The sequence below is a fragment of the Gelidimonas denitrificans genome (assembly GCF_055694065.1).
On record NZ_CM146350.1, the window covers coordinates 1,647,901 to 1,668,792 of the forward strand.

Here is a 20,892-nt window from a genome sequence, read left to right on the forward strand (position 1 = left end):
TCCATCGTCTACTTTGTCGGTTTCGCCAGTCGTGCCTACTGTACCTGGGTGCTGTCTACGCTTCGCCTTCGCACTCACGATTGATGGTGAAAAGGAACGAGATAGATCATGACCGTCAGCGACCTTCCAGTGCTATCGTTTTTCAAGCGCGTGCTTGATCCTCTCGTTATATTGAGCACACTGTACTTATTGACCCTGGCGCAAAAAGAACAGTTTTCCGGCAATTACCTGGTGCTGGCGATTATTGCTTTTTTCATTTCGTCGTACGTTCACGAGCAGATCGATTCATACCGCAACTGGCGGCGCGGCAGGTTGCTGGCATTTGCGGGTGATATTTTTTTCGGTTGGACAATCTTCGTTGCGGTTCTGGTTTTTATCGGTTACGCCACCGGATTTTCTTATAAATATTCCGATCGTGTCATCTTGTCCTGGTTCATCATTACGCCTTTCGCACTGCTGGCGGGTCATCTGGCATTGCGCAAAATAGCTTCCAGCCTGAGCAAGGGCGGGCAAGTTCGTTCTGTGGTGATCGTCGGCGCCAACGAGGTCGGTATGAAACTCGCCGATCGCATTGCGGAATATCCTCACATGTTCATGGATGTGCGCGGCTTTTTTGATGACCGGGCCAAAACTCGTCTTCCGGCGGAACTCGATATGCCTCTGCTCGGCCGCATGGCGGATATCGCTGGCTATGTCCGCGAGCACAATATTAATGTGATTTTTATCAGTCAGCCGATATCGGCGCAGCCACGCGTACGCCAATTGCTCGAAGAGTTGCAAGACACTACCGCTTCAATTTACTTCCTGCCTGATATTTATATCTTCGATCTGATGCAGGCGCGCTTTGATGAGGTAGGTGGCGTGCCGGTGGTCGCGATCCGCGAAACCCCATTTACCGGCATTAATAGCGTGGTCAAGCGCTTGAGTGACATCGTATTTGCCACGCTTATCCAACTATTGTTAGCGCCCGTCATGTTATCGATCGCGTTGGCTGTCAAGTTGACATCGCCTGGCCCGGTTATCTTTAAGCAACGGCGCTACGGCTTGAACGGTGAAGAAATCATCGTCTATAAATTCCGCTCTATGGCTGTGTGCGAGGATGGCGCGAATGTGACTCAGGCCCAAAAAAACGACCAACGGGTAACCAGGCTCGGCGCTTTTCTGCGCCGCAGTTCCCTTGACGAATTGCCGCAGTTCATCAATGTATTGCAGGGGCGGATGAGTATCGTCGGTCCGCGGCCGCATGCGGTAGCGCACAACGAGCAGTACCGCGGATTAATTAAGGGCTACATGCTGCGTCACAAGGTCAAACCCGGAATTACCGGGTGGGCGCAAGTGAACGGACTCCGAGGCGAAACTGATACCTTGGACAAGATGGCGGCACGCATTAAATATGATTTGGACTATCTGCGCAACTGGTCGATATCGCTCGATTTTTGGATCATCTTGCGCACTGTGAAGGTGGTGTTAGGTCGAGATAATGCCTATTAATTTGAGCCATTTTTCATAAACTGCAGCGTATCCAATGCGAAAAAATCCGACGCGTCCGGCGTGGAATTTGCCGGCGTTTTGAAACAAACTAAAAGGAGTTGCAATGAGAAAGCAGCGATTGTTGTTGGGTGCGCTGATCTTTAGCGTCTCCGGTTGGGTCAGTGCGAGCGTACCGATTATTAAGTTGCCTGAATCCCAGAGAGTAGAAGTGAATTTTTATTCGCTCCTTGCTTTGAATAACACTTTTTTTGGAATCAGAGACAACAGCAAGCCGGTCGAAAATAATGCAGGCAATGGCATGCGCGATTTGCAGCCGGCACCTGTTTCGCCTATGGCATTTGGCGTTTTCTCAGGCATCTTGAAGCAAGTGGGAAATATGTCGTCTCTGACCGATCACCAAGTAAGTGAAGGGTCATTCTCGTCTTCCGCTAAAGGGATATCTTCATCTTATCCCGGGTCAGTTTCCGATGTCGGTCCCCGCAGCACGGAACTGCGCTACGGCCCGATGGTTGTGTCGCCGCCAGCGCTGAAAAGTTGGGCCGTTCTGTTGCTTGCCGTTGGCTGCGTGATTTATCTAGGACGTCGTCGGCAACGTCCGTTTGGCTATCGAAAGTTAAATTGAGTGCCGTGTCTATTAACGCATTGACCATATGTTGCTGGAGCGATCCGCGCTCTTCCCTTGCTTTTATCGCTGGGTTGGTCCCGAAAAAACAATCTTGAAGGATCTAAATTTTGATTTTCCAAAAAGTTAGCCCATGCATTCAGACTGGGATAACTAACTACCCGACCTTAAAAAGGCAGGCATTGCTCGGCGCTCTCGCGTTGGTTGCGATTGTGAGTCTGTCTGCCTGCGACCGGCAAGCGAGCTCGGAAGCTAAAGTTGAGCGCTCGCTACCGCTAGTTAAGGTCAACGACGTCGAAATCGCCATGCTGCAACCCGTCGATGATTTGGCGCCTGCCGAAGGCCGCCCAACAGCGACTAAAGAGGCTGTCAATAAGCAATTGCTGGAGATGTCGATCGACCGCCAGTTGCTGCAGAAGGAGGCACTGCACAATGATCTCGACCGTGATCCGCAAGTGATCCAGGCGATTGATCACGCCAAGGCACAAATCCTGGCCCAAGCTTATCTGCAAAGCAAGTTCGTCACTATAGGCAAGCCTTCCAGGGCCGAAGTTGATGCCTACTTTCAGGCGCACCCCGAGTTATTCACCCAACGCAAGTTGTTCTACATGAATGAATTGGTGGTTGCCACCAAGGACTTTAGCGCGCAACTCAAAACAAGACTTGATTCTGCCAAATCGATCGATCAAGTCGCGACCTGGCTCGATAAGAACCATGTGCAATATAAACGCACCCAATTGACGCGTAGCACTGCGGACCTTGCGCCGGAAATGATAACGAAGCTGCGAACAATGCGTAGGGATCAATTGTTCGTCATTAAGGCAGGTGAATACAGCATGCTTGACTCTATTTATGATGTAAAACCCAGTCCTGTTACGGCGGCAGCGGCCGCTCCGCAAATTGAACTCTTTCTGCGCAACAAAAAACGCAAGGAGATCGGCGATATGGAACTTGGGCGCTTGCGCGCATCGGCCAAAATCGAATATCTCAACAAAAAGCAACTAGCTTCAGCGACTTCGCCAGCAGCCAAGACAGCCAGTTCGCCTACCACGATACAAATACAAAACGGCATGACAGGACTCAAGTAGGGCGGTCTACCTGGGTTTGCGGCTATCAGCTGAATATTGAATTAAATATCGATTAAGAATCGAGTAAGAATAGGATGAACAGAAAATGACAAAAATTATGATGGCCTTATTGGTATTGGCGCTCGGTGCCTGGAGCGCTGGTGCCAGCGCCGAAGATGTTCAGCTTGGCCCAAGCGATGTATTGAAAATTTCTGTGTATGGGAATCCTGATCTGTCACTAGAGACCAGAGTGAGCCAAACCGGCAGCATCACTTTTCCCCTGGTGGGCGAAGTCAAGGTTGGTGGACTTGCCACCTCGGCGGCCGAAAAGGAAATCGCCGGCTTGCTAATGAGCGGCGGCTTTGTTCGCGAGCCACAGGTGAATATTCTAGTCACCTCGTCGCAGAGCCAAATGGTTTCGGTCCTGGGTCAGGTTACCAAACCAGGACGCTATCCGATTAATGGAAAGCACAGCGTGATCGATATTCTGGCGCTTGCCGGGGGCGTGGTGTCGGATGGTGGCGACAAGGTAATCTTGATTCGCAAACGCAACGGCCAGAGCAAAAAAGAAGTGATCGACCTGACCGACATGATGCGCTCTGGCAATATGAAAAAAGATCTGGACTTGATTACCGACGATGTCGTGTACGTCGAGAAAGCTCCCAGATTCTATGTCTACGGCGAGGTCCAGAAGCCCGGTTCTTATCGCCTGGAGCGCAACATGACGGTCCAGCAGGTACTGTCGGTCGGCGGCGGGCTGACTGCGCGTGGCACCGAGCGCGGCATGCGCATCAAACGGCGCGATGCGGACGGCAACGTGCACGAGTTCAAGGCCAAGCAGGAAGATCTGATTCAGATTGATGACGTAATTTACGTTAAAGAAAGCTGGTTTTGATTTGTGCTGGCATTGGTATGCAAAGTCAAAACTGTCATCATGATCTAAGGACATCCCCATGAATTTATCCCAGTTTTTGCTGATTCTGCGCGCGCATTACAAGCTCATCCTCCTCACGCTCATCGTGACTGTGGCAGCGACATTTAGCGTGACCGTGCTCAAGCACAAGACCTACAAGGCAACGACATCGCTGGTGCTTAATTACAAGGGTAGCGATCCCGTGACCGGCGTCGCTATGCCGTCACGATTATTGCCCGGCTATATGTCGACGCAGGTCGATATTGTCAAGAGCCTGAGCGTCGCATCGATGGTGGTCGATGCGCTCAAACTGGCCGAAGGCGAGGATGTGAAGCAGAGCTTCATGAAATCTACTAATGGCGAAGGCAACATCCGTGACTGGGTGGCTGCGGGGCTGCTGGGCAAGCTTGAGGTTGAACCGTCGCGTGAGAGCAGCGTACTCAACATCACTTTCACGAGCTTTTCTGCGCAGATGGCAGCCAACGTTGCCAATGCTTTCGGTAATGCCTATCAGCAAGTGAGCGTCAAACTGAAAGTCGATCCATCGAAAAAAACCGCAGTGTATTTCAACGATCAGATCAAGTTGTTACGCGACAATTTTGAACTTGCGCAAAACAAGCTTTCCAAATATCAGCAGGAAAATGGCATTGTCAACTCTGACAAAAGCCTCGATGTCGAATCCGTCCGCCTTAACGAACTCTCCAGTCAGTTGGTGGCCGCGCAAGGATTGTCGATGGAAGCCGGGTCGCGTCAGAGCCAGGTCCAGGGTAGTAAAGCGGCCGACTCACCCGATATCGCGAACAATCCGATGATCCAAAACCTCAAGATGGGGCTGGGAAATGCCGAATCGAAGTTCTCCGATATCAAGCAAAAACTGGGCGAGAACCATCCGCAATATCTGAGCGCCAAAGCCGAAGTGGACAAGCTGCGCGCAGATATGAACGCGCAAATCGGTGCCGCCTCGAATGTCGTCAGCAGCAATGCGTCCATTATGCGACAGCGTGAAGCCGAGATACGTGCAGCATTGGGTGCACAAAAAAGCAAGGTACTGAAGCTTAATCGTACGCGCGATGAATTGTCCGTCCTCAGCAAGGACGTGGACAGTGCGCAACGCGCCTACGAGACCATCTCGCAGCGTTTGACGCTGACCAATCTTGAAGGACGGTCGAACCAATCCGATATCGCTGTGCTTACTCCTGCGCTCGTGCCTCTTATGCCGTTCGGTCCGAATCTTATGCTCAATACCCTGCTGGCACTCGTTGTCGGTACGCTACTTGGCATCGGTGGTGCGGTAATTCTTGAACTATTCGACAGGCGCGTGCGTTCGGCTGCGGATTTGGCCGGATCGCTCGGGCTTCCGGTACTTGGCGTAATAAAGAAATCCAATGCTGTGGCACGCCAACAATCCAATAATGCGGCGATCACGCGGCGCGCCCCCTCTACCGGATCGTCGGTTGCCGGTTAGTTGCAGCGGGCAGTCGCAGAGAACAACAATAGGCAGAAGCAACTACCTTGGAAAAAAATGATAGATACCAACATACCAGTGAAAACCAGCACCGAGTCAGAGTTCGCCGGTAAAGAAGATACCAGCCACCCGCATCGCTCAATTGGCGCGATCCTGGTCGATGCCGGACGTCTCAGCGCCGATAACGCTGAAAAAATTCTGCACCTCCAGCGTGAGCGTGGCCAGCGCTTCGGCGAAACTGCAATCGGTCTGGGTTTATTGACACAGGCCGACATCGAACTGGGATTGTCGCGCCAGTTCGATTTCCCCTATTTATTGAAAGGTGAAAGTCAGGTCAGCCATGAGCTGATCGCAGCTTACGATCCCTTTAGCACACAGGTTGAAGCGCTGCGGGCGTTGCGCAGCCAGCTCATGCTGCGTTGGTTCGATAGCGCTAAAGAGCACACTGCGCTGGCGATCACCAGCTCGGAGCGCAATGAAGGTCGTAGCTTTCTCGCTGCGAATTTGGCCGTTGCGTTCTCACAACTCGGTGAGCGTACTCTTTTGATCGACGCCGACATGCGCAATCCGCGCCAGCACGCACTGTTTGGCCTGCCAAACCGGACTGGCCTGTCCGCCATCCTTTCCGGTCGCAGCAACATCGACGCAATTGTGCGCATTCCCTCGCTAATCGATCTTTCCGTGCTGCCGGCCGGTGTCATACCGCCCAATCCGCAGGAATTGCTGGCACGATCGTTGTTCCAGCAATTGCTGCATGAGTTGGCGCGCAGGTACGACGTCATCCTGATTGATACTCCTGCTACGGATGTGTTCGCGGACGCCCAATGCGTCGCTGCCCGTGCCGGTGCAGCGCTGGTTGTCGCGCGCAAAGACATCAGCCGCATTCGTGCAGTCCGTAATTTGGTTGACACGATGAAACAAGCCAGCATCGTCGTAGTCGGTACGGTGCTGAATGAGTTTTGATAACTGCAGCAGTCCTGAATCGTGGTTGACTGTGCCGCTGCCGGTGCTTGCCCGTAGAGGGAACAGCGCCGCTGTCTGGGCGCTCTGTATATGAAAAGACAGATCTGGATAGACGTATTGAAGGGCATGGGCATCATCTTTGTGGTGGTGGGACACACCACGTATAACCAAGTGCTGTTCAAGACGATTTTCATGTTCCACATGCCCTTGTTTTTTTTGATCGGCGGCTGGCTGCATAACGCAGATGTTCCGCAACGCACCTATTTGAAGGCGAAGACGTTCAGCTTGCTGCTGCCGTACCTGAGCTTCTTGCTGATTCTGTGGCCATTGGAATTGCTTATTGCGTTTCCTGACCAGCCCTGGACCGGCGCCTGGATGCTCACTGAATTGATCAAGCCGATGTTGGTTGGCGGACAACTTTTGACCGGTTTTGCTGCGGTGTTCTGGTTTGTAACCTGCTATTTTCTGACGCAGCAGTTGATGCACTTTCTGTTGCGCAGATACTCGATGCAGCGCTGCGCGCTGATTTGCAGTGTGCTGCTGGCGTGCGCCTACCTGAATGCCCTGCTGTTGCGTCCGTGGTGGTTGCCCTGGAACGCCAATGTCGTACTCATCGCCGCTCCGTTTTACTTCATCGGTTATTGGGCGCGCTCCCGCAATCTTGTCAGCGTCATAGCCAGCGAGCTTACTAAGTACATGCTGGCGCTGGTGGTCGTCGCGTTAACTGCTGTGGCGCTTATTGTGCTCGGCTACCACAATAATTTCGACATGAAAGCCGTTGACTACGGATTCCCTGTTGTCACGTTCGTCAGTGCGCTGGCGTGTGTAGCGGTACTGGCCGTGATCGCCTGGCACTTGCAGTCAAACATTATTGGGCGCGGCCTTGCGGCAGTTGGCGCCGCCTCAATGACGATCATGTTCCTGCACCAGTTTGTGCAGCTGATGATGGGGAAAAAGCTCGGCATAGAACAGGCTCTGCCGCGCATCGTGGCGGCCCTGGTGGTGTGCTATCTGGTCCATGAGTTGCTGAAAAAATCGCCGCTTATGGCACGTTTTTTCCTTGGATTGCACGCGACTAAAAAGCCGCTTGCGGCTGCCGATGGATTGAAAAATGCAAAATAAAACTAAGATTACTGCAATCGTACCGGCATACAACGTAGAAAATTATATCGCCGCGGCGATCGATTCTTTACTGAATCAAACCGAAAAATTTCATGAAATTATTATTGTCAATGACGGCAGCACCGACGGCACCGGAGCGTTAATCAACCAATACAAGGATATCGCCGGAGTAAAAATTTTCCACACCGAGAATAATGGGCAAGGGTGTGCCAGAAATTTTTCCATATCTCAGGCAAGCGGCGACTATCTGTATTTTTTTGATTCTGATGATTTGCTCAATGCGGATTTTGTCGAATCGATGCATGCATTAGTGCGCCAAAAACCCGAGATCGACATCATTTATTTTTCAGGCGAGTCATTTCTGGATGACGGATGCAGGTCGGAATACATGCCATCGTATGACAGAAAAATCGACATGGAGTATCCATCCGGTATTGAAGCGACAGGTTTTATGCTACGGCGGGATGTCTATTTTGCTAGTCCCTGCCTGTATCTGTCCAAAAAAACTTTATGGGATGACAACAAGCTGTCGTTCATGAATATTGTGCATGAGGACGAAGAGATCATCATGCGGCTGAGTTGTGCTGCCGGTGTGTCGCACTGCCTTAGCAAAGTTTTCTTCAAACGTCGCATCCGCCTGGAATCGACGATGACGCTGCCGAAATCAAAACGCAATGCGATGGGCTATCTGCGCACGCTGGAATCGATTGCGTCCTACTGCAAAAGAAACAGGGCGCAGGTTGCACCAATTCTGGGTGACCTGGTCAGACGTTTTTACAATATTTTGCGTGGATATTTTGCGCTATGCAAAGCGATCAATCTACGTCCGGAATATAAAAAACTATTCATCCTGCTCATCAAATTAGGCCGCTTTCCCGCTCCCAGGCAGCTTTACGAAATGTGGGTTACTCCGGCTTTTCATGCAAGGATTTCCACCGTTAAACGGAAGTTGTGCAAATAAGAAATTTCACCGTTGATGCAGCGCATTGTCCACGAAAGACACGAACAGCACGAACAGGATTCGGAGCCCGACAAGTTTCGAAAAAACAAGGGGTATAGCAATTTTCATGGCATTTTCCGCATATATTCATTGCGGTAACAAAATATACGCCAGCAAGTACAAAATAAGCATCAAGCCCTTGCCTGACAACTTGGGCAGCTGCTCCGATGCACTCCATTGCCACCTTTTTTCGTGCCTTTCGTGGACATCGTTTTCACCATGATGAACATGCGCAACTTCAGTTACACAGAAAAAATAAGGATAAAACGTTGTCGACAATTTCAAATGCACGATGGGTCGCGCTATCGCAAGCTGCCAGGGTAGTGTCGCAATTGGTCAGCATGACCGTGCTGGCGCGATTGCTGGCGCCTGAAGCCTATGGCCTGATGGCATTGGCCGCTATCGTGACCAATCTTGCCTATCTTTTCCGGGATATGGGAACGGCTGCCGCCGTGATTCAGGCTAAAGATGTTTCGCCGGTGATGGCAAGTACGGTGCACTGGACCAATGTCGGTCTTGGCCTGCTGATCGGGGTTCTGATTGCTGCCACCGCGCCGCTGATGGCACATGTTTTCCATGAGGCGGGGCTGGCCAATGTGCTGTATCTGCTGGCGTTTGTGTTTCCGATGACCGGCTTGAGCGTGCTGCACCAGGCTTTGCTGGAACGCGAGTCGAAGTTCTCGATCGTGGCCAGCGCGGAGATCGTCGCCGCACTGGCCGGATTGGCGGTCGCTCTGCTGTTGGCCTGGCGCGGGGCTGGTGTGTTGAGCCTGGTATTTCAGATCATTGCCGCGACCCTGGTGTCGACCACCATCATCGTGCTGCGCTCGACATTTCGCCCTGGCATGCATTGGAGCGCGCAGGCGTTCAAATCAATCGCCCGCTTCAGCGGCAATTTGTCTCTGTTCAATGTCGTGCTGTATTTTTCCCGCAACTCCGACAGCATGGTGATCGGCAGAATTCTCGGTACGGCCGTGTTGGGGGTCTATTCGATGGCGTACCGGGTGATGCTGTTCCCGCTGCAAAACATGACCTTTGTCGTGTCGCGCGTGCTGTACCCGGTCATGAGCCGCAAGCAGGATGATGTCACCGATGTGGCGCGTTTGTACCTGAAGGCGGTCGGCTTCATCGCTTTCCTGACGGCGCCGCTGATGGCCGGTTTGTTCGCCCTGCGGGAGCCTTTTGTTCATCTGTTGCTGGGTGAGAAATGGCACGCATCGGCGGTTATTCTTGCCTGGTTGGCACCGGTCGGTTTCATCCAATCCCTGGTCAGCACCACCGGCACGGTGCTGATGTCGCGCGGCAGTACCGGCTTGATGCTGCGGCTGGGTCTGTTGGGAGCGGTGTTGCAGGTTGGCGCTTTTGTGGTCGGTGCCCGTTGGGGTATCGAAGGTGTGACAGCCGCCTATCTGGCGGCCAACATCCTCAATGCGATCCCGGCCCTGTATTTCAGCGGACGCATGATAGGCATCACTTTGGGCGCGCTGATGCGTTGTATCGCGCCAGCCGTTGCGGCCTCGGTTTTCATGGCTTTTGTGGTGATCGCGATGACAGAAACCGTCTCGGCTGCCGTCCCTAACGCCTTGCTGGCGTTTCTGATAATGATTGCCATCGGCGCTGCGACGTATGGCGTGGCAAGCCTGTTGCTGCTGCGCCCGCAACTCATCAGCCTGCGCTCGTTTTTAGGTTTTCAGAAGAAAGTAGAGGGGTAGATGGCCACTTTTGACGTATTGCTGCCGGTTAAAAACGGCATCGCTTTTCTTGCCGAGGCGATCGACAGTATCGTGCACCAGACTTTCAAGGATTGGCGCCTGATCGTTCTGGATCACGGCTCGACAGATGGCAGTCTCGAACTGGCGCAGGCTTATGCCGAGCGTGATGCGCGCGTCATTGTTCGCTGCTTCCCTGAGGCGCAAGGGCTGTCCGGCTTGCTCAACTGCGGCCTGGATCTGTGTGATTGCGCATATGTGTTGCGGCAAGATGCCGACGATGTCTCGCTGCCGGACCGCATGGAAGTGCTGGCACGCACGTTTGAGGCCGACAGTGCATTGGTGGTGGTGGGTTCGCTGGGCGACGTCATCGATGCGCGTGGCAAGACCATCGGAAAAATCGATATGCCCACCGGACGCCACGGGGTAGCCGCAGGCGCATTGTTTCGCACGCCGATCTGCCATCCAGCGGCCGCGATGCGGCTCGACGGGATGCGCCGATTAGGTAGGGCAGGGGGGCCGGGGGTTCGCTATGGCGAGGATTTCATCGGCGCGGTGCCGGCCGAGCGACGCATGCAAGTTCCGGGGCTGGCGGAAGATTACTTCTTGTTCGGACAATTGGCACTGGTTGCACCATGCATCAACATCGACCGCGGCCTGATCCAGTACCGATGGCATGGTGCCAACGTCGGGGCCACCAAACACCTGGCGCAAATGCAGGTGGCGCTGAATATCTCCCGCTATCTTGCCGAATCCATCTCCATTGTGCATGGTGTGACGCAGCTTGATCCCGCACCGTTTTGCAACCATGGCGAGCGTTTGTTCGAAATCGAGGAACAGAGCGATTTTTCAGCAGAATATGCGGCGCTGCGCCAGGTCCTGGTGAAGATTGTGCCGGCCAGCGACGCGCTTGAGCGCGAACTGGCTTTTCGCAAGGTGATTTCCAACAGAGCAAAGGCAACGATGGCTGCACGCTTTTGCTCCTACGCTGTGCGCCATGGTGTGCGCCCGGCAGAATCAAACACGATCAAATCCTGGATGTTGCACGGCTTTAAAAAACAGCCCATTTTGAAACTCAAGCCATCCGGATTGTTGCCATGAGCATCACCGGCAATATTGCCGAAATTAATGGAATCACTGGAGAAGGATTGCGCATGCTTACCACGTCTACCACGCCTGCCACGCCGGTCGTCAGCATCATCATTCCCTCGTATAACCGAGGGTATTGCATCGCGCAATGTATCCGAAGCGCACTGAATCAGACCTTCACAGACTTCGAAATTATTGTCGTGGACGATGCCTCGAGCGACGATACGCGGGCCCAGGTTTTGCGCATTTCCGACTCCCGCATCCACTACATCGCGCATGACTCCAACCAAGGCGGGGCAGTCGCACGCAATACCGGCATCCGGACCGCGCAAGGCGAGTTCGTCGCCTTCCTCGATAGCGACGATTACTGGCAGCCGGACAAGCTGGAAAAGCAAATTGCGTCGTTGCGGCGGCTTGGGCCGACATGCGGCCTGAGCTACACCTGGCTTTCTTGCGTCGATGACGACGGCACGGAAACCTTGCGCATCAACCCCGAAATCGAGGGCGAGTGCTTTGAAGAGATGCTGGTAAAGAACTTCATGGGTACTTTTTCCAATATTGTCGTGCGCAAATCCTTGCTCATCGAGGTTGGGGCGCTGGATGAATCATTTCGCAGTTGCCAGGACTGGGACTTGTTCATTCGTCTGACCCGGCGCGCATCGGTGCATTGCTTGCGCGAATACGCAGTGTGCTATTTGCTAAGTGCATCCGACAAGGTTCGGATTTCAACCAACCCGCGCTCCGTGATTCAGGGACACAGGCGTATTCTGAAAAAATATGCACACGATTATTCGGCATTGGCGCTGCCATACCGGCGCCGCGCGTTTGGCTTTTTCATGCGGGTATTTGCCGATGCGGGCAGTGTCCCCGACGCGATCTCGAGCGGCTTCAAGCGCTTGCGTTGCGGACTCTCGCTTGTTGAAGTGAAAGATTCTGCTCACCTGATGCTGCGTGTATCAAGAAGGTTCTTGATGATGAAGATGCATGCATTGCGTCGTGCCTGAAGGTCGTATTCTTATGGAAAAACGCTTCTTTTTATCGTCCAGGCAGTTCTCTGTGGCTGCGCTTGTCCTGATTGCCATTCTGGTGGGAATGGCGCTGCCGGCGTATGTGGGTGCGATGGATGACAATATTGCGCGTTCGATGGCGTTGCCTGCGGTGCTCCTTTTGGGCCTGTTGCTGCTGTACAGCCGGGTAATGCTGCTGATGCTGATACTTTTGTTCAGGTCTTCCGGTGACTTAATCTTTGAATCAACGCGGTTTTCTTTGGGAGCAATGCAAATCGGCGTGGGTGGCTTGATCAATGTTTTTGTGGTTTTGATTGCATTGCTGCTGGTAGTCGAGAAGCCAAGCTTCGTACCGAAAAAAATGCTCTCGATGTGGGCTCCGTTTCTCATTCTGGCAGTCGTCGGTGTCGTGATCGCCCCGGAAAAAGGCGCTGCGATCCGTGTCTTGCTTGCACTGATCTCCTATTTTGCGATTTTTGTCAGTGCCTTTTATGTGGTCCGGTCGCCGGACGATTTCAAGCGCTGCGTACGGGTCGTTTTGTGGTCTTCGGTGTTGCCGGCGCTGTATGCCCTGGCTGATATGGCGCTGCACGGCGGCATTACCGGGCCACATGGGGCCAGGCTGATGAGCACATTCTCGCACCCAAATATCTTTGCATTCTATTTGACGCTGGTAGTCTCCTTGGGTTTTTACGTGCTCAAGAGCGCAACTTATACGTTATCAAACCGGGACCGGGTGATATTGACCGCGTATACATTTCTGATGCTTGCGTTCCTGATGTTGACGCAAACCCGAAGCGCCTGGATTGCATGCTTCTCGTTGTTCGCCGCATACGGCTTGTTTTTTGAGCGGCGATATCTGCTGTATCTGATTTTGCTTCCTTTGCTTGCCTTGCTGATCCCGAGCGTGCGCGATCGTTTGCTTGATCTGGGTGCAGGCAATGAAGTCGTCCAGTATGCAAAATTGAACTCGTTCGCCTGGCGCGTGTATCTCTGGGAGTCCGCCTTTAATTGGATGCGCCCGGAGAATTACCTGGTTGGATACGGTCTGGATTCATTTCAACGCTATTCCCCAACGTTTTTTCCACTTGCGGGGAAAACCAATTTCAATGCACACAATATTTACGTCCAGTGGATTTTTGAATTGGGTGCGCTCGGCTTGCTCGCGTATGTGTGGCTGTTCGGGCGCTTGTTATGGTTACTCAGGAAGATGCTGCCGATCAATAAGCTGGGCGGCTTCGTTCTGATATTGCTGGTAATTCAATATTTGATGGTTTCCTTCTCAGACAATATGGCCGCGTATCTGGCTTTCAATTGGTATTTTTGGTTTATCGCAGGCTCGGCATGCGCGGTGGTGGCGTCTGATTTGAAATCGAAATCGGACAAAAACAGGGGAGGTGATGCCAATGGCGCGTGATCCAGACTGGTCTGCCGACCTGCAGCGGTACGGCGTATCTCGCCCCTTCTTGCAGGAACAATCAATTTGGGCGGTGTGGACTTACCGTTTCGGTCGGCGTTTGGACCAACGCCCCGAGGGCCTGGTCAAGCGCCTGTTGACGACCGGGTACTGGCTGCTGTTCCGTCTGGTCGAGACGGGCGTTGGCGTGAGTCTGCCCAAGTCGGTACGGATTGGACCAGGCTTGCGCATATGGCATTTTGGCGGAATTTTCATTCATCCCGAAACGGTGATCGGATCGAACTGCACGCTAAGACAGGGTGTAACGATTGGTAATCGACGGGAAGGCGGCCCGGTTCCGGTGCTCGGAGATAACGTCGAACTGGGCGCCTACGCGCAAGTTCTCGGTGGTATCCGCATAGGCAATGGTTGCAAGATCGGGGCGATGGCGGTTGTGCTGTGCGATGTCCCCGATGGCGCCACAGCGGTCGGGGCGCCGGCCAGAATTACTCTTGCGAAATGCGCCGAGGTGTGAAGGTGAAGGTATTTTATGGATAAAACGAAACGAATGAAAATTGCGTATCTGGTTAATCAATATCCAAAAGTAAGCCATAGTTTTATCCGGCGCGAAATTCTCGCGCTGGAGCGGCAGGGGTTTGACGTCCAGCGGATCGCGGTTCGTGGCTGGGACGGCGAACTGGTGGACGATGAGGATCTGCGCGAGCGCGATCGCACGCGTTATGTTTTGCAAGATGGAATGGCAAGCTTGTTGGCTGCCAGCATGCGCATGCTGGCAGCCAGTCCGCTGCGGTTTTTTCAAGCATTGCAATTGGCGCTGAAAATGGGCTGGCGTGCGGACCGGCCGTGGCCGTTTCACCTGATCTACCTGGCGGAAGCCTGTCGCATCGTTCCCTGGTTGCACGAATTCGGCGCGTGCCATCTGCATGCGCATTTCGGCACCAATTCTGCGGAAGTGGCAATGTTGGCGACGACCTTGGGTGGCCCGCCCTACAGCTTTACCGTGCATGGACCGGAAGAATTCGACAAACCGGAATTTCTTGGTATTAAAGAGAAGGTCAGCCGCGCCGCTTTTGTGGTGGCGATCAGCTCCTTTGGCCGCAGCCAGCTGTTTCGCTGGGTCAAATATGTCGATTGGCCCAAGGTGCAGGTGGTGCATTGCGGGCTTGAGCCGGTGTTCCATGCAGTGCCTGCGGTGCCGATTCCCGCTGCGCCTCGGGTGGTGTGCGTGGGACGATTGTGCGAACAAAAAGGGCAATTGCTGCTGGTGAACGCGGTCAGCCAATTGGTCCGCAAGGGCATCGAGATCGAGCTGGTGCTGGCCGGCGACGGAGAAATGCGGGCCGAACTGGAGTTGCTGATTACACAGCGCAGGCTGCAGGCCAAGGTGCGCATTACCGGCTGGATCAGCAGCGACCAGGTCCGGGCAGAAATTCTGGCGGCGCGGGCGCTGGTGCTGCCGAGCTTCGCCGAAGGGCTGCCGGTCGTGATCATGGAAGCGATGGCCTTGCGGCGACCGGTACTGACCACCTATGTGGCGGGGATACCCGAACTGGTGCGTGCGGGCGAGAGCGGCTGGCTGTTTCCTGCCGGGGATGTCGATGCGCTGGCAGCAGCGCTGGAGGAGTTTTTGGCAACGCCTGTTGCGGTACTGGAATCGATGGGCGAGGCCGGCTACCAACGCGTGCTGGAACGCCATTCGGTCGATATCGAAGCGGCAAAACTGGCGCAGCTGTTTTGCGCCGGGCAGGCTGTGGCCCCAGCCATAACACCGGCTCCGGCCTCCATGCCGCAAGTCTGAATGGAATGAACGCTATGGTTTTTTTTGAAACGATTTTCCTGTTATTGCTGGTGCTATTGTCGGTGCCGGTATTGGTTTTTGCAATACAGATTGCCATTGCGCTGCCGGCCGAACGCAGGAAACCAGCTTCCGGCGGCTATCGGCCATCGATCGCCGTCCTGGTGCCGGCGCACAACGAAGCCGCTGGCATCGCCGCAGCCTTGCGCTCGATTCAGGCCCAGCTGCAGATTGGCGACCGGTTGTTGGTGGTGGCGGACAACTGTACTGATGACACTGCCGCCGCTGCCTTGGCGGTTGGGGCCGCAGTCCTGGAGCGGCGTGACGCAGAGCGGCGCGGCAAAGGGTATGCGCTCGATTTTGGCGTGCGCCATCTGGCATTGGCGCCACCCGAGGTAGTGATCATTATCGACGCTGATTGTTTGCTGGCGCGGGACGCGCTCGATCTGTTGGCTTGCCGGAGCCTGGCTGCCAACCGGCCCATTCAGGCTTTATATCTGATGCAATCGCCAGCTGGGGCAGGGCTCAAGACCAAGGTAGCTGAATTTGCCTGGACCGTGAAAAATCGGGCCCGGGCCATCGGTTTTCAGCGCCTGGGTTTGCCGTGTCAATTGATGGGTACCGGTATGGCGTTTCCCTGGACCTTGATGGAACGCGCAGAGCTGGCAAGCGGTCATATCGTTGAAGACCTGAAGCTGGGTCTTGATTTTGCACGCTTGGGCCAGGCGCCGCTGTTTTGCCCTGAAGCGCAGGTCACCAGCGTGTTCCCGGTAAATACGGAAGGGATGCAGTCGCAACGCACGCGTTGGGAGCATGGACATCTGGGCATGATGCTCAAGGAAGGCCCACGGCTATTACTCGAAAGCCTGCGTACGAGGAATCGGGACCTGTTTGCGCTGACCATCGATATGTGCGTCCCGCCGCTGGCCTTGCTGACTTTGCTGGTGCTGGTTGTTGGTTTGTTGGGGATGATGTTATGGGCCGTGACTGGCAATGCGCTGCCCTGGAGTCTCGCCATCATTAGTCCGGCCCTATTGGGCCTTGCAGTATTACTGGTGTGGGCCAGGTTCGGGCGCGGCATCCTGACGTTCCGTAATCTGGCGTATGCGCCGATTTACGCTCTGTCGAAAATCCCGCTATATATGAAATTTTTAGTGCGCCGTCAAGTTGAATGGGTGCGCTCCCACCGGGATGAACCTTGAATCATCGGGTGCGCAAAAGCATTTAATTTATGTGGCAACACGGAGCTGAAACAGAGCTGAAACACAAGGAGAATAATTATGAAATCAAATCATGCATCACAATTTTCCTGCGCGCCCGGCCGGCAAGCATCAGCCGCTGCCGCAGCAGGCGCCACAGAGTCGAAGCGACATGTAGCAACCGCTTTGACTGCCTTTACCGCCTTTACAATACTTGTGGCGGTCTTGGCTGCGTCTTCGTCCAATGCCAGTGCCGCACAGACATTGTTTACAGACAAAGTCTTCGCGCCCGACAGTTTTTGGTATTCTCAGATCCCGAAACAGGTGCCGTTGCATGCCAATTCCGTCGCGTTTGTCAGTGAGTTCTTGCGACAAAAAAAATCCTATTACGGCAACGTCAACATCAACACCAAGTCTTACGCCAGTCCGGTGTTCGTGGCCGATGCTAATGTACCTATGACGCGGGTCACGGAATGGAATTGTCAAAAAAAGACATTCACAGACAAGAACCTGGCGCAGCAATGGGCGGCAGTTCCGATTCCTCCCCATGCGGAACCGGCCGATGGCACTGACAGAGAAATGGCTATTTATCAGCCTTCGACCGACACGATTTGGGAATTCTGGCAAGCCCGCAAAGTCGATGGCAATTGGCAAGCATGCTGGGGTGGACGCTTAAGCAATGCCACCAAGAGCGATGGCAGCTTCCCCAATCATTACGGCACCACGGCGACCAGTTTGCCTTTTATCGGCGGTCAAATCACGGCAGAAGAACTACGCCGTGGCGAGATTCGCCATGTAATCGGCATTTCGCTGGTGGAGGCCGAGCATTTCACCGTGAAGTCATGGCCAGCGCATCGCTCGGACGGCTACAACCCGACAAAAGTACCAAACCGGATTCCTGAAGGCTTGCGTTTTCGCCTCAATCCGGACGTGAATGTGGATAATCTCAACATGCACCCAGTCGCAAAGATTATTGCGAAGGCGGCGCAGAAATATGGTTTCGTGGTTTGGGATAAAGCCGGCGCAATCTCAATTCGGGCGCAAAATCCGAAATCCTACACGGCACTGGGAATGCCTGATCCCTATCCCGCCTTATTCAATGGCACCAGTTCTCCGAAGGTCCTGGATGGCTTCCCATGGGATCAGTTGCAGTTTTTGCCGAAAGATTATGGCAAACCATAAAGAGTTCAGATGGGATTGACGCATTGACGCAATATCGCTCTTCACTTTATTTACCGAAAGTAAAATCACAATATGAAAATAACTGTCATCGGCACCGGCTATGTGGGACTGGTTACCGGCACCTGCCTGGCTGAAATGGGCAATGAAGTACTGTGTCTGGATTTGGATGAAAACAAGATTAAGATTTTAAACGAGGGCAATATCCCGATCCATGAGCCAGGTTTGCTGGAGATGGTGCGACGTAACGTGGCCACCGGACGCTTGCGGTTCACCACCAGCATCGAGGATAGCGTCGCGTTCGGCATCTTGCAGTTCATTGCCGTCGGTACTCCGCCCGATGAAGACGGTTCTGCCGACATGCAGTATGTCACTGCCGCTGCCCGCAATATCGGCCGGTATATGATTGAATATAAGGTGGTCGTCGATAAATCCACGGTTCCGGTCGGCACCGCTGACAAGGTCAAGGCTGCCATGCAGGAGGAGCTTGCCACCCGCAGTATCGATCTGCCGTTCTCAGTCGTATCGAACCCCGAGTTTCTCAAGGAAGGCGCTGCGGTAGACGATTTCATGCGTCCCGACAGAGTTGTCATCGGCGCCGAAGATGAGCGGGCGATTGCTCTGATGCGCGAATTGTATGCACCGTTCATTCGCAATCATGATCGTGTCATCGTGATGGACGTGCGTTCAGCCGAACTGACCAAATACGCGGCCAATGCCATGCTGGCAACACGCATCTCGTTCATGAATGAGCTTGCCAATCTGGCCGATAAGCTGGGCGCGGACATCGAGCAAATCCGGATCGGCATCGGGTCCGACCCGCGGATCGGATTTCACTTCCTCTATCCTGGCTGCGGCTACGGCGGCTCGTGTTTTCCGAAGGATGTGCAGGCTTTGATTCGCACCGCCGATGAAAACGATTCCGGTCTGAAGGTGTTGCAAGCGGTTGAAGAGGCCAATGAGGCGCAGAAGCATTTGCTGCTGCATAAGATCAGGGCGCGTTTCGGCGCCGATCTGAGCGGCATGAATTTCGCGCTGTGGGGCTTGGCATTCAAGCCCAATACCGATGACATGCGGGCATCCTCCAGCCGTGTCGTAATCCAGGGCCTGTGGGATATGGGCGCCACAGTAACGGCTTACGATCCGGTGGCAATGCGTGAATCAAAGCGTATTTTTGGTGCAGACCCACGCCTTATTTATGCCGATTCGCCGATGGCCGCCCTGAAGAACGCCGATGCGCTAACGATCGTCACCGAGTGGAAAGAATTCCGGGTGCCGGATTTCAATGCCATCAAAGCGGCATTGAGAACGCCCACCATCTTCGACGGTCGCAATCTCTATAACCCCGCGCAAGTTCGCAGTCACGGCATTGAGTATTTCGCGATTGGGCGGCGCTGACAGCGGTTCTGTAAAGCGTCTTTGCACCAAAAGCTGGAAGGACGCTGGATGCAAAATCGACGCGTGATGGCGTGCTTTCACTCTGTTCGAATATGCGCTTGCCATTACTAGCCATAATTACTTGCCATGATGTCGGCGGTATGTTGGAAGCTGCATGGTGTGCAATCTGGCATGGCAGATTGCCATCCGCTGGTTCGTCAGAATGTGTGACGAAATGTATCAATGTTGAACTATCAGTATTAAATTTCCTCTATTTTCAAGTCTTCAAGAAGCTTGTGAGAGACGTAGTGTCGAAAAACGAGGAAATATATTGCTTTTGCGAATGAAACGATCTGCCAAATTTTGTCACTTGTCATTTCTTCCTCGAGCTGTTCCGCTCATTTAATCGTTTGCCTTAATAGGGAAATTTCAAGAAATTGCATTTTCCTTAAGCAAGCCAACGCGTCAATTTATGTGTGGCATCACACAGACAATGTCGTGGTAGCACGACTATCTTAAATAGTTGTGTCTTCTTACCTAGTAAAAAAACCAAAATTTTCCTGTGCGCGTGGTGTGAAATCGCCGCGAGCTTATTAATTTAAGTCCGGAAAATACAGCCGGAATGTGGGTGGGTGTGCGATTTTTTTTAAGCCGCCCTAAATGATATGAACAAGTATGAAAGTAAGTAAGTTATGCAATCAAAAAAAACTATTCCAATTGCCGGTTTTTTAGTTAGAAAAACCAGCTCTCATAGTTTGGCCCAGTATCTATTGGCAGAGTTGCAGATTAAAAATAAAGTGGCGTTATTTTTTGCAAATACCAATTTCATTGTGCAGTGCCGAAGCCAATTGCACCGGATGCGTGATGACTCCGTAATCGTCGTCAATGATGGTGTGGGGATGGATATTGCCGCTCTGTTGATGCAAAAAAAACGTTTTAAAGAAAATTTAAATGGCACTGATTTCACGCCGTATTTTTTTAATCGCTCTGACAGGCCGCTGCGCGTCTTTTTGTTGGGCGGAAAGCCGAATGTTCTGCAAAAAGCAGCAGATTATGCCCGCCATCAGCTAGGACAAAAAATTGTCGGCGTCTGTGATGGGTATGAAGATATACAGAAAGAACATAATTTAATTAATACGATTAATCGAACCAAGCCAGAGGTCGTATTAGTGGCGCTCGGCAATCCTATTCAGGAAGAATGGATTCTGGATAATCGCCACGCGCTCAATGCCGGTGTAGTGATTGGTGTGGGTGCATTATTCGATTTTTGGGCCGGCGATAAGGCCCGGGCGCCCATTTTGATGCAAAGACTCCGGCTTGAATGGTTTTATCGGCTTTGCTTGGAGCCGCGGCGTTTATTGCGTCGATACACGGTCGATATTGTCCGGTTTCTTTTGCACTGCCATAAATATCGTTACAGCGATCCCTTGGCGCCAAAAATTGGTAATAGGTAATAGATCGAAAAATTTTAAAAAGG

18 protein-coding genes are annotated in these 20,892 nt (G+C 53.1%); all 18 read left to right on the forward strand.

Features of this window, described 5'->3' with window-relative positions; all coding sequences use genetic code 11:
• Positions 1-108 precede the first annotated feature (108 nt).
• The gene (locus tag FKCLFG_RS07680) at positions 109-1,491 is read left to right on the forward strand and encodes an undecaprenyl-phosphate glucose phosphotransferase (RefSeq protein ID WP_472615615.1); all 1,383 of its coding nucleotides are present in this window, start codon (positions 109-111) and stop codon (positions 1,489-1,491) included.
• A gap of 103 nt (positions 1,492-1,594) precedes the next feature.
• Entirely contained in the window at positions 1,595-2,113 is a 519-nt protein-coding gene (locus tag FKCLFG_RS07685; RefSeq protein ID WP_472615616.1) for a hypothetical protein, read from the forward strand.
• Between the two features lie 182 nt (positions 2,114-2,295).
• Complete coding sequence (locus tag FKCLFG_RS07690; RefSeq protein WP_472615617.1) at positions 2,296-3,201, forward strand: EpsD family peptidyl-prolyl cis-trans isomerase; 906 nt, start codon at positions 2,296-2,298, stop codon at positions 3,199-3,201.
• Between the two features lie 85 nt (positions 3,202-3,286).
• Complete coding sequence (gene epsE, locus FKCLFG_RS07695; protein WP_472615618.1) at positions 3,287-4,075, forward strand: polysaccharide export protein EpsE; 789 nt, start codon at positions 3,287-3,289, stop codon at positions 4,073-4,075.
• Positions 4,076-4,133: 58 nt separating this feature from the next.
• A complete protein-coding gene (gene epsF, locus FKCLFG_RS07700) occupies positions 4,134-5,558 on the forward strand; it encodes a chain length determinant protein EpsF (protein WP_472615619.1) in 1,425 nt (474 codons plus the stop codon).
• A 57-nt stretch (positions 5,559-5,615) separates the two neighbouring features.
• Positions 5,616-6,521 carry a chain length determinant protein tyrosine kinase EpsG gene (epsG, locus tag FKCLFG_RS07705; protein WP_472615620.1) on the forward strand — a complete coding sequence of 302 codons (906 nt, stop codon included), beginning with the start codon at positions 5,616-5,618 and terminating at the stop codon, positions 6,519-6,521.
• Positions 6,522-6,611: 90 nt separating this feature from the next.
• Positions 6,612-7,643, forward strand: a complete 1,032-nt coding sequence (locus FKCLFG_RS07710; RefSeq protein WP_472615621.1) for an acyltransferase family protein — start codon at positions 6,612-6,614, stop codon at positions 7,641-7,643.
• On the forward strand, positions 7,633-8,604 hold the full coding sequence (locus FKCLFG_RS07715; RefSeq protein ID WP_472615622.1) for a glycosyltransferase family A protein: 972 nt from the start codon (positions 7,633-7,635) through the stop codon (positions 8,602-8,604). Before FKCLFG_RS07710 ends, FKCLFG_RS07715 begins: the two co-directional genes overlap by 11 nt.
• A 308-nt stretch (positions 8,605-8,912) precedes the next feature.
• Positions 8,913-10,355 carry a lipopolysaccharide biosynthesis protein gene (locus FKCLFG_RS07720; protein WP_472615623.1) on the forward strand — a complete coding sequence of 481 codons (1,443 nt, stop codon included), beginning with the start codon at positions 8,913-8,915 and terminating at the stop codon, positions 10,353-10,355.
• Positions 10,356-11,453 carry a glycosyltransferase family 2 protein gene (locus tag FKCLFG_RS07725; RefSeq protein WP_472615624.1) on the forward strand — a complete coding sequence of 366 codons (1,098 nt, stop codon included), beginning with the start codon at positions 10,356-10,358 and terminating at the stop codon, positions 11,451-11,453.
• On the forward strand, positions 11,450-12,445 hold the full coding sequence (locus FKCLFG_RS07730; RefSeq protein ID WP_472615625.1) for a glycosyltransferase family 2 protein: 996 nt from the start codon (positions 11,450-11,452) through the stop codon (positions 12,443-12,445). Before FKCLFG_RS07725 ends, FKCLFG_RS07730 begins: the two co-directional genes overlap by 4 nt.
• Before the next feature lie 13 nt (positions 12,446-12,458).
• Positions 12,459-13,865 carry an O-antigen ligase family protein gene (locus tag FKCLFG_RS07735; protein ID WP_472615626.1) on the forward strand — a complete coding sequence of 469 codons (1,407 nt, stop codon included), beginning with the start codon at positions 12,459-12,461 and terminating at the stop codon, positions 13,863-13,865.
• Entirely contained in the window at positions 13,855-14,379 is a 525-nt protein-coding gene (locus FKCLFG_RS07740; RefSeq protein WP_472615627.1) for a serine acetyltransferase, read from the forward strand. The genes FKCLFG_RS07735 and FKCLFG_RS07740 overlap by 11 nt, the downstream gene beginning before the upstream one ends.
• A gap of 33 nt (positions 14,380-14,412) precedes the next feature.
• Positions 14,413-15,663, forward strand: coding sequence for a glycosyltransferase (locus tag FKCLFG_RS07745; RefSeq protein ID WP_472615628.1), 1,251 nt, complete (start codon positions 14,413-14,415; stop codon positions 15,661-15,663).
• Positions 15,664-15,677: 14 nt separating this feature from the next.
• The gene (locus FKCLFG_RS07750) at positions 15,678-16,862 is read left to right on the forward strand and encodes a glycosyltransferase family 2 protein (RefSeq protein ID WP_472615629.1); all 1,185 of its coding nucleotides are present in this window, start codon (positions 15,678-15,680) and stop codon (positions 16,860-16,862) included.
• Positions 16,863-16,940: 78 nt separating this feature from the next.
• On the forward strand, positions 16,941-18,041 hold the full coding sequence (locus FKCLFG_RS07755) for a DUF4124 domain-containing protein (protein ID WP_472615630.1): 1,101 nt from the start codon (positions 16,941-16,943) through the stop codon (positions 18,039-18,041).
• A gap of 72 nt (positions 18,042-18,113) precedes the next feature.
• Complete coding sequence (locus FKCLFG_RS07760; RefSeq protein WP_472615631.1) at positions 18,114-19,436, forward strand: UDP-glucose dehydrogenase family protein; 1,323 nt, start codon at positions 18,114-18,116, stop codon at positions 19,434-19,436.
• A gap of 671 nt (positions 19,437-20,107) precedes the next feature.
• Entirely contained in the window at positions 20,108-20,869 is a 762-nt protein-coding gene (locus tag FKCLFG_RS07765) for a WecB/TagA/CpsF family glycosyltransferase (RefSeq protein WP_472615632.1), read from the forward strand.
• Positions 20,870-20,892: the final 23 nt, after the last annotated feature.

Excerpts from the sequence above, each read along its gene's own strand:
- epsE (WP_472615618.1), top strand. The coding sequence starts at position 3,287 with ATGACAAAAATTATGATGGCCTTATTGGTATTGGCGCTCGGTGCCTGG.
- FKCLFG_RS07765 (WP_472615632.1), top strand. The coding sequence starts at position 20,108 with ATGCAATCAAAAAAAACTATTCCAATTGCCGGTTTTTTAGTTAGAAAA.
- FKCLFG_RS07740 (WP_472615627.1), top strand. The coding sequence starts at position 13,855 with ATGGCGCGTGATCCAGACTGGTCTGCCGACCTGCAGCGGTACGGCGTA.
- epsF (WP_472615619.1), top strand. The coding sequence starts at position 4,134 with ATGAATTTATCCCAGTTTTTGCTGATTCTGCGCGCGCATTACAAGCTC.
- FKCLFG_RS07710 (WP_472615621.1), top strand. The coding sequence starts at position 6,612 with ATGAAAAGACAGATCTGGATAGACGTATTGAAGGGCATGGGCATCATC.
- FKCLFG_RS07685 (WP_472615616.1), top strand. The coding sequence starts at position 1,595 with ATGAGAAAGCAGCGATTGTTGTTGGGTGCGCTGATCTTTAGCGTCTCC.
- FKCLFG_RS07715 (WP_472615622.1), top strand. The coding sequence starts at position 7,633 with ATGCAAAATAAAACTAAGATTACTGCAATCGTACCGGCATACAACGTA.
- FKCLFG_RS07750 (WP_472615629.1), top strand. The coding sequence starts at position 15,678 with ATGGTTTTTTTTGAAACGATTTTCCTGTTATTGCTGGTGCTATTGTCG.
- FKCLFG_RS07730 (WP_472615625.1), top strand. The coding sequence starts at position 11,450 with ATGAGCATCACCGGCAATATTGCCGAAATTAATGGAATCACTGGAGAA.
- FKCLFG_RS07735 (WP_472615626.1), top strand. The coding sequence starts at position 12,459 with ATGGAAAAACGCTTCTTTTTATCGTCCAGGCAGTTCTCTGTGGCTGCG.
- FKCLFG_RS07755 (WP_472615630.1), top strand. The coding sequence starts at position 16,941 with ATGAAATCAAATCATGCATCACAATTTTCCTGCGCGCCCGGCCGGCAA.
- FKCLFG_RS07680 (WP_472615615.1), top strand. The coding sequence starts at position 109 with ATGACCGTCAGCGACCTTCCAGTGCTATCGTTTTTCAAGCGCGTGCTT.
- epsG (WP_472615620.1), top strand. The coding sequence starts at position 5,616 with ATGATAGATACCAACATACCAGTGAAAACCAGCACCGAGTCAGAGTTC.
- FKCLFG_RS07745 (WP_472615628.1), top strand. The coding sequence starts at position 14,413 with ATGAAAATTGCGTATCTGGTTAATCAATATCCAAAAGTAAGCCATAGT.
- FKCLFG_RS07760 (WP_472615631.1), top strand. The coding sequence starts at position 18,114 with ATGAAAATAACTGTCATCGGCACCGGCTATGTGGGACTGGTTACCGGC.
- FKCLFG_RS07725 (WP_472615624.1), top strand. The coding sequence starts at position 10,356 with ATGGCCACTTTTGACGTATTGCTGCCGGTTAAAAACGGCATCGCTTTT.